Source organism: Nocardia cyriacigeorgica NBRC 100375 (assembly GCF_000308555.1).
Lineage (GTDB): Bacteria > Actinomycetota > Actinomycetes > Mycobacteriales > Mycobacteriaceae > Nocardia > Nocardia cyriacigeorgica.
Map to the genome: position 1 here is coordinate 1 of NZ_BAFY01000162.1, position 15,514 is coordinate 15,514.

Genomic DNA, 15,514 nt, shown 5'->3' on the forward strand with positions numbered 1-15,514 from the left:
CACCGAAGTATCCGGCCGACCCGGGCGCCGCGGCACCCTTCACACCGACGGCCTTGGTCCCGGCGAGGGCACCGATACCTGCCGCCGCCAGCAGCGTGCCGCCGGTTGCGGTCAGACCGGAACCACCGCTGCCGACGATCGCCACGGCCGGGGTGACCAGGCGCATCAGCGCGGGTAGCACGAACGCCACGCTGCACAGCAGCACGATCGACACCAGCATGCGCTGGGCCTGTTCGGCGTCCGGCAGGCCGGAGGTGGAGGTCAGCTCGTCGACATGGCCCGCGGTGGTGAACGCGATCATGTAGACGATCGCGGCCACCGGTTTCCACAGCATGAACGCGATGATCCAGCCCACCAGCTTCTGATAGGACTGCTTGCCGGTGTTCATCCCCGAGGCCGCGGCCGCCAACGGCAGCACACCCGCCGCGATCACCAGCAGACCCTGCCGGACGATGGCGAGCACGATCTGGGCCAGCGCGCCGAGCAGGCCGACGATCGCGATGATCAGCACCAGGCCAGGTGAGAAGGCTTGTAGCTTACTGGTTTTCACCATCAGCTCGGCCAGGTTCTTGGCATTGCCATTGGTGGAATCGGTGATGATCCACTCGGCGAAGCGGTCCGAGGCCACCGTGCCGGCGACGATCACCGCGCCGAGCATCCAGGAGCTGAACACCACTCGTGCGAACATCCGGAACGATTCGGCCGCTTCGTTCATCACGGCCCCGCGTCTGGCTTCGGCCAATCTCAGGCCCGAGATCATCACCGAGGCGATGAGCAGCAGGATCTGCACCTGATAGGTGTAGTCGTTGATCTTGGTGAACAACGCTCCGGAATCACTCACGGCCTCGTTGGGCACCTTCATCCAGAAGGTCAGCGCCAGAATGATCGCCTCGCCGAGACCCTTCATCAGCGAATCGACGACCTTGCCGAACGTCGAATCCCACGCCTTGTCCTTCACCGCGGTCGCGGCCTGGCCGGGATGGGAGGCGGCATTGCCCGCCTTACACACCGCCGAGGCCGCGTCACCGAGCGAGACGCCGGGAATGCCGACGTTGTCGAGGGTTTCGTGGATCTCGTTGCATGCCTCGTCGAAGCCGTAGGTCTGGCCGTAGGCCACCGTCGGCGTCGCGATCATCACCGTGAAGACGACCGCGAAGATCGTGACAATACGCCTCACCATGTGAACCCCTCGGTCTCGTGCGGGGAATCGGTCCGGTCCAGCTGTTCGCCTGTCACCCTCGTGAGCTTTCCCTGTGCGTGTGGCCGTCTCGGTACTGCGCAGTGCCGTCACCATGCCGTCCACCCCTCGAGCGTTTCGATGTACTCCGCCGGCGGGTTCTCCGAGGTGGTCGGCTTCAACCGCCAATCGCCCGCGTCCCACACCATGATCATCCGCATCGCCACCCACAACTGCTTGCCGTCCACCACCTGTGCGCGGGTGGCCAGCCGCACGATGGCCATATCCTCGGCGTAATCGTCGACCTTGAACGCGTCGGAGGCGACGAAATACCGAGTCACGCTTTCCGGCTGTTGTTCGGGCAGCCGGTCGGCCTCCAGCGCGCGGTCGTAGGCCGCGATCTGCTGCGCCGAGACCCGCACCTGACGCACATAGAGGTCACGGTGTGCCGGGCGGGCGTTGAGCCGGTAGGTGATCTGCGCCGCGGCCAGCGCCGCACCCTGCGGGGTGTGCGCGTAGCCGACCGCGAGACCGTCTTCGATGCGGGTCGGACCGTCGGAGGTGGAAAACGGCACCGACGCGCCGTACACCCGCTGCCAACCGCGCGGTTGCCTGGTTCCGGCAGGCGCCGCGGTCAGCCAGTCCGGGTCCGAGGGCTTGGCCTGCGATTCCGGATTCTGCGGAAGTGGCTGTCCCGCAGGGTTGTTCGGGATGTCGACACGGCGGCCGAAGATGTCGACCTCCGGTTCGGCGAAACCCTCCGCTCCCGGTCCGTCGACCACCGAGACGCTGCCCCGGCCCGCGGGCTCGTCATCGCCGCCGACATAGACGAAGACCCCGACGATCACGATGAGCGTCAGCACCGCGGCCGAGGCGACGAGGCCGAAGGAGACGCGGTCGCGCGCGTACGGCTCCTTCTTCTCGCTCACTGTGGTGCCTCCAATATCACGATATCGCTGGGTAATTCGTCGATGTCGTCGACCGCGGGTTCGGTCGAGTCCGGGTCGGGCAGCCGTAACCTCCAGTCTTCGCCGAACCATTCGACGACGGTGTGGTTCACCGCCATCGAACTGTCCGAATACTCGGTATAGACGTCCACGGTGGAGCGTTCATCGGTGTACCCGGTGATCTTGTAGCCGAGCAGACGCGGGGCGTACTCCCGCGACGCGGGTCCGGTGATGGACAGCAGCAGCCGGTTCACGACCCATTCATCCTTGCCGGGACCGGGCAGCACCTCCGCGGCGACGACTTTCGGCCACTGGCTGTCGGTGGCCACCGACAGCCGCACCGTGTGGGTGATGGCGGCGACCGCGGCGCCGGGTGGCGAATGATCGAAGCCGGTTGCCGCGCCGTCGGATTCGCGCGCGGGCCCCTCATCGGTGTGCGGCAGGGCCACACCCTGGAAAGGTTCCCAGCGCACGTTCGACGGTGGCGTGGACAGATCGGGGCCCTCGTTACCGCCGCCCGCGCAGCCGACCGCGGCCAGCAGCATCGTCGCGGCGAACGCGCCCGCGGCGGGGCCGCGGGCACCACGCCACCTCGCCTGCCGGCAGACGGACGCACACACTGTGGAGTTCATCGGCTGGTGAGTCTCTGATCGATGCCGTCGGCTCATGCAGGCAGAAAGGCCAGCGCGATACCGGAGGCCGTGCTGGCCACCCCCGCGCCGAGCAGACTCATGAGGACGCCGTGCGAGGAGTCGTTCATCGCCAGGTCGCCGCGGAACGCGATCCACAGCTTGCCCGCCGAGACGATCATCCAAGCCAGGCAACCGATGAGCACGAACCACAGCAGCCAGTTGAGCAACTGCATGATCGGCTCCACGACCTCGGCCGGCATCTGCTTGTAGGCCAGCAATTCCATGGCCCGCACACTGGACATCGTCGACCTCACGTCCCGATGACGGCGTTCATGATGGTGCCCGCGCTGGTGGCGACGACACCGCCGATCATGGCGCCCGCCACCATCTTCGGCGATTCCAGACCACCGCCGGTCCACTTCTCCCAGGCGAATTTACCGCCGGCATAGGTGATGCCGCAGATACCCGACAGCAGCACGAACCAGGTCAGGTAGCGCACCAGCTGCAGGATCTTCTCCGACCCGGGAGGCGCCTCGGGTGTCGGATTGCCCACCTGGGCGAGAACGGTGCCGTATGTGTCCTGCACGGCGAGGAGGATCGTGCTCATCGGGTGCCTTTCTCGTTGGGTGGAGGGGTGGATATCGACGGCATCGCACGCGATTCGCTCATCAGTGCCCCGGTGGGTTGGTCACGGGTGGCCGGTCCCATCCCGGTGCGGCGGGCGGAGCGCCGTTCGGCCCCCACGCACCGGGTGCCGGCTGCTGCGCGTGCCAACCCGATGGTCCGGCGTGCGGACCGGGCGGCGGAACCGGATGCGGGCCGGCCGCATTCCAGCCGGGCGGCTGTCCCGGCGCCGCCCACCCCGGTGGAGCGGGCGGCGCGGGCGCACGGCGCCGATCGGAGTTCGACCCTCGGACCAGGACGAAGACCACCACCCCGATCGCGGCCAGCGGAAGCCCGATCAGCAGCGCCCAGAACCCCCAGCGGCTCGCCTGCAAGCCGGCATCCGGCGCGGGCGGCGCTTCCGGCGTCGGGTTGCCGATCTGCGCCAGGATCGCCTGCGCCCCCTCGTGCAACGACAAGACCGTACTCATCGCATCCCCTCCTCGTTCGCCTCGTCGGCGATGCTCGCGCGGGCGGCCGCGACGATCTCGGCTCCGAGATCACGCACCTCCAGCGGAACTTCGTCGAGCGGGTCGATCCGGCGTTTCTTCAGCGGCGGCTCCACCCCCGGCGCCCAAACCGGCAGCTTCTCCGGTTCGACGAGGGTCCATTCCTCGTACCACGGCACCTGCCACATCCGCCCGGCCAACGAGCCGACGACCTCGCGGTAACGGCGGATCTCGGCGGGCATGCGGCCGGGGCGCGCCGCGACGGTGATCAGCCCGAGCACCTCCGACGGACCGGCGAAACCGGCATGATGCTGACGCAGCAGATCATGGGCGCGGGTCAGGCCGGCGATGGTCTCCCGGCACACCAGCACGACGAACGGCGATTCGCGGTCGAAGACGCCGGGCCAGCGGCGGCCCGAATCCGCCGCGGGCGCAAGCACGTGCGCGAGGCTACTGGCTCCCGCGCCACCGTGCACGCCGAGCAACCAGACCAGCGGCGCACGCCCGGCACCGGGCACCGGGCGGTCCCAGATGGGGGCGCGCCGCGACTCCGGCGGGGCGATCACCCCGGCCGGTGCGGGTTCGGGTTTGCGGCGGCGAAGATTCATGGCGGCGGTCATGATGCCACCCCGGCGAGAAGACGCCCATACGCTCGACGGGTCTGATCGTCGAGCGAGATGTGCCGCACGAGTTCACCGCGCGCCAGATGCGTGTCGTAAGGGATTTCCACGATGTCGCGGACCCAGCCCGACAGATGTTCACGCAAATGGTCGGCAACTCGGGAATCGACGCCGGGCTGCTGATGCGAGATGACGATGGTGGTGTCGCCGACGATACCGCTACCCGGCCCGTCGACGGCGTCGCCGAACTCGTCGTCGAGCCATTCCAGCGTGACGCGCAGCCGATTGGCGGCGTCGGTGCGCGCCGGAATGGCAAGTACCAGAGCGACATCCGCGTCATCGAGCAACGGCCGCAGCTGACGTCCGGCAATCGGATGGCCACCGTCGTAGACGGCGGTGTAGCCGGCGTCGTCAATGGCGCGGGCGACCGTGAGATAACTCGCACGCCTGCGCAGCGGTGCGGCGTCGCGCCACAGCAATCCGAACCCGGAGGTGGAGCGCGACAGGCATTCCTTCAGCGGCGCCGGTTCGTCGTCCCCGCGCCCGTACAACCACGACTGCAGGCTGATCGGATGCAGGTGTTCGTCGGCGCCACGCAGCCCGAGATCACTGCCGGCGGCGGTCGCGTCCACCGCGACGGTCTGCGCCCCCGACAACGCGAGCTCACCCGCCAGCCCCAAGGCCGTCGTGGTGGTCCCGGCACCGCCGCAGCCGCCCACCACCAGGACCGGCCGATGCCCCGCGCGTCCGCCGCGGGTGGATCCGCGCTCACCGCGCAACCGCACCACCGGAGCCTTTCTGCGCCCGGAGCGGTCCGACGGTGCGTCGGCATCCGGCGCATCGTCGAGCCATCGGCTCCAGTCGTCTCCCATCGCTCTGCTCTCCCTCTATCCGGCCGTGATACCCGTGATGAGGGTGCGGCCGCCGATCACCGCGGTGGTGACCATCTGCTTGCTGTAGGTGGCCGGTTGGCCATCGGGCCGGTATTCGGTGACTTCGACCGAGTAGCGGCCCTGCTCGAGGGTCACGATGCGTACGCAGTGCGTGGTGCCCTCGGCGATGCTGTCGATGCCGCGCTGGATGACCGAGGCAGGCGAGACCGGCGCGTCCGGGGCGACGACTTCGCGCGCCAGCACGGCGGATCGGTCCACGTAGTAGGCGTATTGGAAGCGCAGGATCGCGTCGGGGCCGGATTCGGTGCCGCCGGCCTCCGCGCTGCGCACGACCTCGTCGGTGCGTTCGGTCGGGCACCGCTGCGCCGGTCCGGCGGCGGAATCGGAGCTGCCCGCGGCGAACTGGACCGCGGTGTCGTCGGCGGCGCGGCGCTCGCCGGAGCCGCCGAGCAGATACAGCACCCCGGCTGCGGCGGCGGCCAGCAGCAGCACGGTCGCGATCAGGACGACCAGCGCCCGCGCCCTGCCGCCACCGGGGCGCTTGCCCGCACTGCGCAGATCACGCGCGGCACCGAGGCGGACCGGTTCGGCGATCTCCTCCGGATCGTCGTCGGGCCACGGGAACCGGACCACGTCACCGTTGCGCGGGGTGTAATCGTCGTCGGGGCCGGGGGCGCGGTCGGCCACCCAGTCCGACCAGCCGCCGGTGAATTCGCTGCGCCGCACGGGCGGCTCGGGGGGCGCGACGGGTTCCTCATCGTGGATGTAGTCGGGGTACCTCGCCGGGCCGTCGTCCTCGTCCGCGACCGGCGCGCTCTCCTCGGCGGGGCGCGCCGGGGCGCTCGACCCGGTATCCGGCTCGAGGGCGTCGTACCAACGATCGAGATGTTTGTACGACTTCAACATTCCCCCATTCCCGCAGATCGGGGCGCGTGGTGTCGCATCGTCGAACCCTCTCGGCGATCAGTTCGTGGAGAACGGGTAGGTGGTGGATGTGTCGGGTCGTTCGGTCGTCGCGATCGGTTCGATGGTTCGGTCCGCAGTCGCGCCGCCAAAGGAGGCGCCGTCGACTCCTGTCCCAAAGGGGAATTGTCCCGTACCCGATTGGTCAAGTGAAGTCGACGCGCCGGGGCCGGGCTCGGCGAATCCCGGCGCGGGCGCCCGCGGGGCGTCCTGCGCGGTCTCCGAGCCCGGCTGGGGCGCTGTATCGGAACCGAAGGTGCCGGCCAGATCCCTGGCGGCGGCGGCGAACCAGTCGGCCACGAACTTCGTCGGGGCGTCGCCGTCGGCCGACACCGTCGCCGTGCCGTAGGCACCGTGACGCTGGACGGTATCCCAATAACGCACCCATGTGGTGGTATTGAGCAGTTCTTTGTTGTCGGTGATGTTCTGCACCACGGCGTCGAAGGCCTGATTCACCAGGCGCACGCCGGTGGTGGGTGGGATGAGCTGCGGAATGGCGCCCACCAGTTTGGTGCCGAGCGCGAGCAGCGCGGCGGGCGGGTTGCTCAATCCCGCGGTGGCCAAGTCGGCGAGGGCGGCCGGGTTCAGCACCGTACGCACCACGGTGACCACCGCGTTCAGCCCGATCATGCCCACCTTGAGCAGGGCGCGCAGGGCGGCCGGGATGTCGAGCGGAGTACGCGGGTCGGCGGCGTCGGCCAGGCGCTGGGAGATCGATTTCTTCGGCGAGATCGACAGACTCGCCAGCGAATTGCCCTGGATGTCCTCGTTGACCACCTTCGTGGCGGTTTTGATCGAGGTGTAGGCGAGGGCCTGGGCGACCGAGACCAGCGAGGCGATCGGATCGCCGCCGCTGAGCTTGGCCTGCCCGGCGATATTCGCCACCGCCTTCAAGATGGGCGCACCCTCGGGGGCATCACAGGCGAGATCGCCTGCCGCGCAGAAACTGGCCACACGGCCGGTGAGCGCGCCGAAATTCTCGGCCTTGTCGCGCTCGGGACCGATGCCGCCACCGCTGGCAGGCGCCTGCGGCAGCGCCACGATCCGCGCGAGCTCCTCGCCGTCGGTCCCCGGCGCGGCGTCGGGCGTGGCCTTACCGGGAGCACCGGGAAACAGCGGGGCGCCGGGATTGCGGGTGGGATCGGCGAACAGAGCTACCGCGGCGACCTTTTCGGGCGGGAGCACGCCGGTCCCCTGCCCGACCTCCTGGGCGAAGATCGAGGCGACGTGCGCGCCCTGGGAGTAGCCGACGATGCCGAAGCGGGTGTTCGGGCAGCGTTCGGCGACCGAGGACGCCATGCTGCGCAGCCTGGACAACCCCCCGGCAACCGACTCCGAATACGGCACGACCGCACCGCCGGTGGCACCGCCGAATCCGGATTCGTAAGGCACATAGGCGCGCTCGACGAGCCCCTCATCTGGGGCTTCGGCCATCATCGGCATGAACACCGTCGACAGCATTCCGGTGTCGGTGGTGGGTGCGGCATCCGGGGACGACTGGCCGGTGCCCTGAATTCCCAAGGCGTACAGGGCTGGACAGCTATCTATCGGCAAATTCGTCGACGGGCCCGCGACATTCGGTGCCTGCGCCGCCGCCGTACCGCCCGCGACCGTAGCGGCGGTAGCGGTCGACACAGCGACGGTGACCGCGACCAGCAGCCCCGAAAATCGTGTCGTGCATCCAGCCATAGCGACCCGCAATCCGTATTGCAGAAGTTACCTGAGCGCCGTGAAACGCAATAGACCGTAACAGATTCCGGCTATCACCGCTGAAGCGGAGGAAAGTTTACATGGCGCACCGTCGACCTCGGTGACGCCACGGCGCGGCGATGCGAAACAGTGCCAAAGTTTCCGAACTCGTCGACGCGCTTGCCAAGCCCCCATGACATGCGCACACGCCGCGCCGAGCCCTATCACGGGACGGCGCGACCCCACGTGGGCCTGCCGATCCCCCGTCACCGACCGCTGTGTGGGGAGCTGATTCAGGCCGCGGAGGTCACCCGATAGACGTCGTACACGCCTTCGACGTTGCGCACGACGTTGAGGATGTGGCCCAGGTGCTTGGGATCGCCCATCTCGAAGGTGAACTTGCTGATCGCCACGCGGTCGCCGTGGGTGGCGACCGAGGCGGACAGGATGTTGACCTTCTCGTCGGCGAGCACCTTGGTGACATCGGAGAGCAACCGGGTACGGTCGAGCGCCTCGATCTGGATGGCCACCAGGAACACCGACGACGGCGACGGCGCCCACTCCACCTCGATGATGCGTTCGGACTGTGCCTGCAACGAACCGGCGTTGGTGCAGTCGACCCGGTGCACGCTCACCGCGCCGCCGCGGGTCACGAAGCCCATGATCTCGTCGCCCGGCACCGGCGTACAGCATTTGGCCAGCTTGGCCACCGTGCCCTCGGCGCCGGGAATCAGCACGCCGGCGTCACCGGAGATGCGCTGGCGGGACGGGGTGGTCGACGGCGTGGAACGCTCGGCGAGTTCGTTCTCCACATCGCCGATGCCGCCGAGCTGGGCCATCAGCCGCTGGACGACGTGATGCGCGGAGACCTGATGTTCACCGACCGCGGTGTAGAGCGCGGAGATGTCGGTGTAGTGCAGCTCCTTGGCGACGGCGTTCATCGCGTCGACGTTGAGCAGCCGCTGCAGGGGCAGCCCGACCCGGCGGACTTCCTTGTTGATCTGCTCCTTGCCGCTTTCGAGCGCCTCTTCGCGGCGTTCCTTGGCGAACCATTGGCGGATCTTGGCCTTGGCGCGCGGGGAGACCACGAAGCTCTGCCAGTCGCGGCTGGGGCCGGCATTCTGCGCCTTCGAGGTGAACACCTCGACGACCTCGCCGTTCTCCAGCTGCCGTTCCAGCGCCACGAGCCTGCCGTTGACGCGGGCGCCGATGCAGCGGTGCCCCACCTCGGTGTGCACCGCGTAGGCGAAGTCCACCGGGGTGGACTTCTGCGGCAGCGTGATCACATCACCCTTGGGGGTGAACACGAAGATCTCCGGCGCCTTCAGGTCGAAGCGCAGCGACTCCAGGAACTCCGCCGGGTCGGCGGCCTCACGCTGCCAGTCGAGCAGCTGGCGCATCCACGCCATGTCGTCGACCTCGGCGGTATCGCTGGAATGCTTGCCGCGGGTCTCCTTGTACCGCCAGTGCGCGGCGATGCCGAACTCGGCGGTGCGGTGCATGTCCTGGGTGCGGATCTGCACTTCCAGCGGCTTGCCGTCAGGGCCGACGACGGTGGTGTGCAGCGACTGGTAGACGCCGTATCGTGGCTGGGCGATGTAGTCCTTGAACCGGCCGGCCATCGGCTGCCACAGCGAGTGCACCACGCCGACGGCGGCGTAGCAGTCGCGCACCTCGTCGCACAGGATGCGGATGCCGACCAGGTCGTGGATGTCGTCGAAGTCCTTACCCTTGACGATCATCTTCTGATAGATCGACCAGTAATGCTTGGGCCTGCCCTCGACGATGGCGTTGATCCGGCTGGCGGCCAGCGTATTGACGATCTCGGCGCGCACCTTGGCCAGATAGGTGTCGCGCGAGGGCGCGCGGTCGGCGACCAGGCGCACGATCTCGTCGTACTTCTTGGGATGCAGGATCGCGAACGCGAGGTCCTCGAGCTCCCATTTCACGGTAGCCATGCCGAGCCGGTGCGCCAGCGGGGCGATGACCTCCAGGGTCTCCTTGGCCTTCTTGGCCTGCTTCTCCGGCGGCAGGAACCGCATGGTGCGCATATTGTGCAGCCGGTCGGCCACCTTGATCACCAGCACGCGCGGATCCCGTGCCATCGCGATGATCATCTTCCGGATGGTCTCGGCCTCGGCCGCCGCGCCCAGATTGACCTTGTCCAGCTTGGTGACGCCATCGACCAGGTGCGCGACCTCGGCACCGAAATCCGCGGTGAGCTGCTCGAGCGAGTAGCCGGTGTCCTCCACGGTGTCGTGCAGCAGGGCGGCGACCAGCGTGGTGGTGTCCATGCCCAGTTCGGCCAGGATGTTGGCGACGGCCAGCGGATGCGTGATGTAGGGATCGCCGGATTTACGGAACTGCTTGGCGTGGCGTTCGTCGGCGACGTCGAAGGCCCGCTGCAACAGCGTGAGATTCGCCTTCGGATAGAGCTCGCGATGCACCGTGGCCAAGGGCTCCAGCACCGGTTTGACCGCCGCGATACCGCGCTGACCGGTCATCCGCCGGGCCAACCGCGCCCGAACCCGCCGCGACGCCGAGGTCGGCACCGCCGCCGCACCGGGCTGGCGCACCACACCGGGATTGGGGCCTGGGGTCGCGGGTCGCGCCGGCTGAGCCGCTGCACCATCGGACGAGGTGGCCGGCGCACCGCCGGGCCGCGAGGCAGCCGATTGCTCGACATTCGCCTCGCCCAGATGCTGAGTCATGCCACCACCTCTCCACGCCGCAGCCGGAACCTCATCCGACCACCGCAACCTCCCAGACCATCAACTCTAGCCTTCGCCATGCCGGGCCGTCCGGCAACAGGTTGCCAAGCTGTTTTTCTGGCACCGCCGTACCGAAGTACAACGCTCAAACGGCGGACCGGTCTTCCCGGCGTCCGAGCATGACGGCGGATCGACTGAACAAGGTATGGCGGGGTCTCATCGTGGACCGGGCGCTGTGGCACAGCGTCCGGTCCACGGATGCCGTCGATTCGCTGCGATGGCGACGATCAGACCGTGACGATGGCCGACAGCGGGTAGTCACCCTGCCGCTTGCGCCCGCCCAGCGCTTCCAGCTCCAGCACTACCGCGGCCGCGACGATCTCCGCGCCGGCCTGGGTGAACAGGTCGGCGGCCGCGGCGAGGGTGCCGCCGGTGGCGAGGACGTCGTCGAGGAGCAGGACGCGGCGGCCGGTCAGGGCGACGCCGTCGGCGGGGATTTCCAGGGCCGCTTTGCCGTATTCGAGGTCGTATTCGCGGGTGACGACCGGGGGCGGCAGTTTGCCTGCCTTGCGGACGGCGATGACGCCGGTGCCGAGGGTGGCGGCGACGCCGGCGCCGAGCAGGAAGCCGCGGGCGTCGACGGCCGCGACCAGGTCGGCGTCGGGGGCGCTGGCGGCCAGGCAGTCGATGACGGTGCGGAAGCCTTCGGGGTCGGCGAAGACCGGGGTGAGGTCGGCGAAGCGGACGCCGGGCTCGGGGAAGTCATCGCACCAGCGGGTCAGTTGCCCGACGATCTGCGCGGCCTTGCTGGTCCGCTCGGCGACTGCGTCGTCGGATTCGATCGCCGCGTGCTTGCTCATCGACACCTCTCCATAGTCACATCACCCACAACACCGGTCACCGCTTCAGTACCCACCGGTCCATGTTCCAACCGGTACCCGCCTGGGTGGGGGCCGCGATGCCATTCTGCAAACCGCTGCCGAAGGCGATGGTGCGCGGCGTGGCGAACAACGGGATGCTCGGCAGCTGCGCCCACAGCAGGCTCTCGGCCTCGGTGAGCAGATTCAGCCGTGTGGTCGAGTTGTCGTCGGCCGCAAGCTGATCGGTGATCGCATCGTAACGGCCGTTGCCGAATCGCCCGAAATTCAGTCCGCTACCGGTCCGCAACGCGCTGGTCGCCGCCACCCCGTCCAGCGAGCCCGCCGGACCGGGGACGCTCGCGGTGCTGCCGAGCACCGCGTCCACCGCGCCCGCGGCCAGCTGCGCCGGACGGAAATCGGGGGCGCCGGCGTCCACGACGGTAATACCTGCGGGTTTGCAGGATTCGGCGATCTTGGCCACGGTGCGGCCGCGGCGGTCGTCGGGGGTCTGATAGCCGACGCGGATGGTCAGCGCCTGGGTGCCCGCGAGAGCCCCTTTCGCACCCTCGATGTCGGCTGCGAGGAAAGGCTCGGCCGCACCGGTAACAGCCGGATAGTAGAGCGAATCCTGTTGGACGATATGGGTGTTCAGCGGACCGGAACCGAGGCCGGACTCCGGCGCCTCGGGGACCTTACCGATCTCATCGAACAGGGCACGGCGCGGTACGCACAGCGCGAAGGCCCGCCGGGCCTCGACCGAGGAGAGTGCCCCGCCGGTCGACAGCACCAGCTGCTCGGCCCCACGACCCGGCACCTGTTGTACCTCGAAACCGCCCAGATCGAGCCCGGTCACCGACCCGGCCCCGATATCGACGACGCTCACCGCACCCTCGGCCACCTTGGCCGCCAGATCCGTGGACTTCGGCCACACCACCACGCGACCGGTCTCGGGCTTGTTGCCCCACCAGCGTTCGTTGGCCACCAACACCAGACCCTCGTCCTCGGTGAAGGATTCGATCCGGTAGGGCCCCGACGACGGGAACCGGCTCACGTCCAGCTCGCCGGGGGCCAGCGTCCAGCCGGTGTTCCAGAAATCGGCCAGTCGTTGCATGGCGCCGGGATCGCCGGATTGCATGGCCGACACCACATTGGGCACGTTCGCCGCCTGCGCGGCGATATGCGCCGGCATCAGCTCACCGGCGGCGAACAGATTGCGCCACGGCAGGTAGCGGCGGTCGGGCCGGAACACCACGGTCGCGTCCTTGGACCCGGGCAGGCATTCGATCCGCTCGATGTCCTCGTATCCGGCGGTGGTCGCGGCGTCGAACAGCGGCACCGGGCCGCCGTCGCCGGGCCGGGTGAATCGCCCGCTGCGGGCTGCCCAGGCCAGCACCAGATCATCGCAGGAGGTGGGCACCCCGTCGGAGTACACGCCGTCGGGGTTGAGCCGGTACTGAATGGTCTGCGACTCCCCCGGCACCTCTTTGGCGGTGCCGACATCGGTGTCGGCGACCTGCTGGCCGTCGGGACCGGTGTAGAAGAAGCCGGTCAGTACCCGGCCGAACACCGCGGTGGCGCCGGTACTCGCGCCGAGCGTGCTGCCGCCGTTGTAGCTGGCGACAGCCGCGTCGACGGCGAATCCGATGGACGGGACCTGGCTCTCACTCGAACATCCGGCCACCAGCCCGGCCGCCACCGCCGCGGCGGACGCGGCCGCGAGCAGACGATGTGGCCGGCGCCGGAATCCTCGCGGCTCTCGCATGACCCGACCCCCTGTCGTCAGTGGTTCTTCCGGTGTCGTTTTCCGCTCGGCCGGGCTCCGGGCCGCGGCCCGGTATCGCGGGTGCGCCGCGGAGTCTCTGGGGTGTCGCGACCGGCCGGTGCCGCGCGGCGTGCGCCCGCCCCGGCCTTGGCGCCCGCGCCGGAGCGCTTGGCCAGCACCTTCTTGGTGTGCGCGGCCACAGGTCCGAAGCGTTCCTTGATCGACACCAGCACCGGGACGGCGAAGAAGATCGACGAGTACGCACCGACGATCATGCCGACCAGCTGCACCAGCGCCAGATCCTTCAGTGTGCCCACACCGAGCAACCACACCGCGATGACCAGCATGCCGATGATCGGCAGGATGCCGATGACGGTGGTGTTGATCGACCGCATCAGGGTCTGGTTGGCGGCCAGGTTGGCCTGTTCGGCGTAGGTGCGTCTGGTCAGGTGCAGCACCCCGCGGGTGTTCTCCTCGACCTTGTCGAACACCACGACGTTGTCGTAGAGCACGAAGCCGAGGATGGTCAGCAGACCGATCACCGCGGCCGGGGTCACCTCGAAACCGACCAGCGAATAGATGCCCGCGGTGACGATGAGGTTGAAGAACAGCGATGCGATCGCGGCGATGGACATATCGCGTTCGAAGCGGATCGCGATGTAGATCATCGTCAGCACGACGAAGACCAGCAGCGCGATCACCGCCTGCCGGGTGATCTGGCTGCCCCAGGTCTCGCTGATCTCGGCGATGCTGATCGCGTTGCGCGTCACCTCGCCGTCGGCGTTCTTGGGCTGGAATTCATCGAACAGCGCGGTCTGCAGGGCCGCGGTCTGCTCGAGGTCGAGAGTCTCCGAGCGCACCTGGATGGTGGCCGATGCGCCGGAACCGACCTTCTGCACCGTCACCGGCTCATGGCCGATGGTCTCGGTGTAGACGTCTTCGACCTGCTGGGTGGTCGCGGTGTCGCTGGCGGGCAACTGGATACGCGAACCGCCGGCGAAGTCGATGCCGAGGGTGAACCCGCGTACCGCGATGCTCAGGATCGACAGCAGCAGGAAGATCGCGCTCAGTGTGTAGAACAACCGCCTGCGGCCGACGATCTCGAAACCACCGGTGCCGGTGTAGAGACGTTCGAAGAAGCTGTGGCTCGGGGCGGGCGCCCGGTTGGGGGCGTCGGGCTCCAGGGTCGGGCTCGAGGTGCTCATCGTGCGGTCTCCTTCACCAGCGCCGGTCCACCGGCGCCGCGTTCCCTGGCAATCTGCTGGATCACACCCAGGCCGTTCACCGACGGCTTGGCCCAGAACGGCGAGCGCGACGCCAGCATCATCAGCGGCGCGGTGACCAGGTAGAGCACGATGACGTCGAGCACGGTGGTGAGGCCGAGGGTGAAGGCGAAGCCCTTGACCTGCCCGGCGGCCAGGATGTAGAGCACGACGGCGGCAATGAGGCTGACCGTCTTACCCGAGAGGTTGGTGCGCTGGGCGCGAGCCCAGCCACGTGGCACCGCGGACCGGAAGCTGCGGCCCTCCCGCATCTCGTCCTTGATGCGTTCGAAGAACACCACGAACGAGTCGGCGGTCATGCCGATACCGATGATCAGACCGGCGATACCGGCCAGGTCGAGGGTGAACCCGATCCAGCGACCGAGCAGCACGATCAAGCCGTACACCGCCACACCGGCCGCGACCAGCGACAATCCGGCCAGGAAGCCGAGCATGCGGTAGTAGAGCAGGCAGTACAGCAACACCACGACCATGCCGATGGCACCAGCGATCAGACCCGCGCGCAGCGAGGACAGGCCGAGGGTCGCGGAGACGGTCTCGGCCTCGGAGGTCTGGAACGACAGCGGCAGCGAACCGTACTTCAGGGTGTTGGCCAGTTCCTTGGCGCTGGAGGCGGTGAAGTTGCCCGAGATCTGGGTGCTACCACCCTGCTGCGGGCCCTGCTGCACCACCGGCGCGCTGACCACCTGCGAGTCGAGCACGAACGCCACCCGCTTGTAGACGTACTCGCCGGTGAGGTCGGCCCATGCGTCGGAACCGCTGGACTTGAACTCCAGGGTCACCTCGTGGCGTGCCTGCTGCTGGTTGAGGCCGGAGGTCGCGTCCTTGATCTCCTGGCCGTCGATGCGGCTGGGGCCGAGCAGGT

The 15,514-nt window shown here is 68.5% G+C and carries 15 protein-coding genes; all 15 read right to left on the reverse strand.

Annotated features, from left to right (window positions below):
* The coding region (locus tag RJ05_RS15245; protein ID WP_036537888.1) for a hypothetical protein at window positions 1-1,180 on the reverse strand (1,180 nt) is incomplete at its 3' end.
* 107 nt (window positions 1,181-1,287) lie between these two features.
* Complete coding sequence (locus RJ05_RS15250; protein WP_036537889.1) at window positions 1,288-2,106, reverse strand: DUF8175 domain-containg protein; 819 nt, start codon at window positions 2,104-2,106, stop codon at window positions 1,288-1,290.
* A complete protein-coding gene (locus RJ05_RS15255) occupies window positions 2,103-2,756 on the reverse strand; it encodes a DUF8175 domain-containg protein (RefSeq protein ID WP_249040438.1) in 654 nt (217 codons plus the stop codon). Before RJ05_RS15255 ends, RJ05_RS15250 begins: the two co-directional genes overlap by 4 nt.
* A 32-nt stretch (window positions 2,757-2,788) precedes the next feature.
* Window positions 2,789-3,058, reverse strand: a complete 270-nt coding sequence (locus RJ05_RS15260; protein ID WP_036537890.1) for a hypothetical protein — start codon at window positions 3,056-3,058, stop codon at window positions 2,789-2,791.
* Between the two features lie 8 nt (window positions 3,059-3,066).
* Window positions 3,067-3,363, reverse strand: a complete 297-nt coding sequence (locus tag RJ05_RS15265) for a hypothetical protein (RefSeq protein ID WP_014351788.1) — start codon at window positions 3,361-3,363, stop codon at window positions 3,067-3,069.
* Window positions 3,364-3,424: 61 nt separating this feature from the next.
* Window positions 3,425-3,850 carry a hypothetical protein gene (locus tag RJ05_RS15270; RefSeq protein WP_036537891.1) on the reverse strand — a complete coding sequence of 142 codons (426 nt, stop codon included), beginning with the start codon at window positions 3,848-3,850 and terminating at the stop codon, window positions 3,425-3,427.
* Window positions 3,847-4,488: a hypothetical protein gene (locus RJ05_RS15275; protein ID WP_036537893.1), complete on the reverse strand. Its 642-nt coding sequence runs from the start codon at window positions 4,486-4,488 to the stop codon at window positions 3,847-3,849. Before RJ05_RS15275 ends, RJ05_RS15270 begins: the two co-directional genes overlap by 4 nt.
* Window positions 4,485-5,360 carry a MinD/ParA family ATP-binding protein gene (locus RJ05_RS15280; protein ID WP_036537894.1) on the reverse strand — a complete coding sequence of 292 codons (876 nt, stop codon included), beginning with the start codon at window positions 5,358-5,360 and terminating at the stop codon, window positions 4,485-4,487. The genes RJ05_RS15275 and RJ05_RS15280 overlap by 4 nt, the downstream gene beginning before the upstream one ends.
* A gap of 15 nt (window positions 5,361-5,375) precedes the next feature.
* Window positions 5,376-6,287: a DUF8176 domain-containing protein gene (locus RJ05_RS15285; RefSeq protein WP_036537895.1), complete on the reverse strand. Its 912-nt coding sequence runs from the start codon at window positions 6,285-6,287 to the stop codon at window positions 5,376-5,378.
* Window positions 6,288-6,344: 57 nt separating this feature from the next.
* Window positions 6,345-8,033, reverse strand: coding sequence for a cutinase family protein (locus RJ05_RS15290; RefSeq protein ID WP_051016595.1), 1,689 nt, complete (start codon window positions 8,031-8,033; stop codon window positions 6,345-6,347).
* A gap of 293 nt (window positions 8,034-8,326) precedes the next feature.
* Window positions 8,327-10,744, reverse strand: coding sequence for a RelA/SpoT family protein (locus RJ05_RS15295; RefSeq protein WP_036537896.1), 2,418 nt, complete (start codon window positions 10,742-10,744; stop codon window positions 8,327-8,329).
* Between the two features lie 287 nt (window positions 10,745-11,031).
* Window positions 11,032-11,604: an adenine phosphoribosyltransferase gene (locus RJ05_RS15300; RefSeq protein WP_228783745.1), complete on the reverse strand. Its 573-nt coding sequence runs from the start codon at window positions 11,602-11,604 to the stop codon at window positions 11,032-11,034.
* 37 nt (window positions 11,605-11,641) lie between these two features.
* Window positions 11,642-13,366 carry an ABC transporter substrate-binding protein gene (locus tag RJ05_RS15305; RefSeq protein WP_036537897.1) on the reverse strand — a complete coding sequence of 575 codons (1,725 nt, stop codon included), beginning with the start codon at window positions 13,364-13,366 and terminating at the stop codon, window positions 11,642-11,644.
* Between the two features lie 17 nt (window positions 13,367-13,383).
* Complete coding sequence (gene secF, locus RJ05_RS15310) at window positions 13,384-14,571, reverse strand: protein translocase subunit SecF (protein ID WP_036537898.1); 1,188 nt, start codon at window positions 14,569-14,571, stop codon at window positions 13,384-13,386.
* A partial coding sequence (secD, locus tag RJ05_RS15315; protein WP_036537899.1) for a protein translocase subunit SecD occupies window positions 14,568-15,514 on the reverse strand: 947 nt, incomplete at its 5' end. The genes secD and secF, both read right to left, overlap by 4 nt.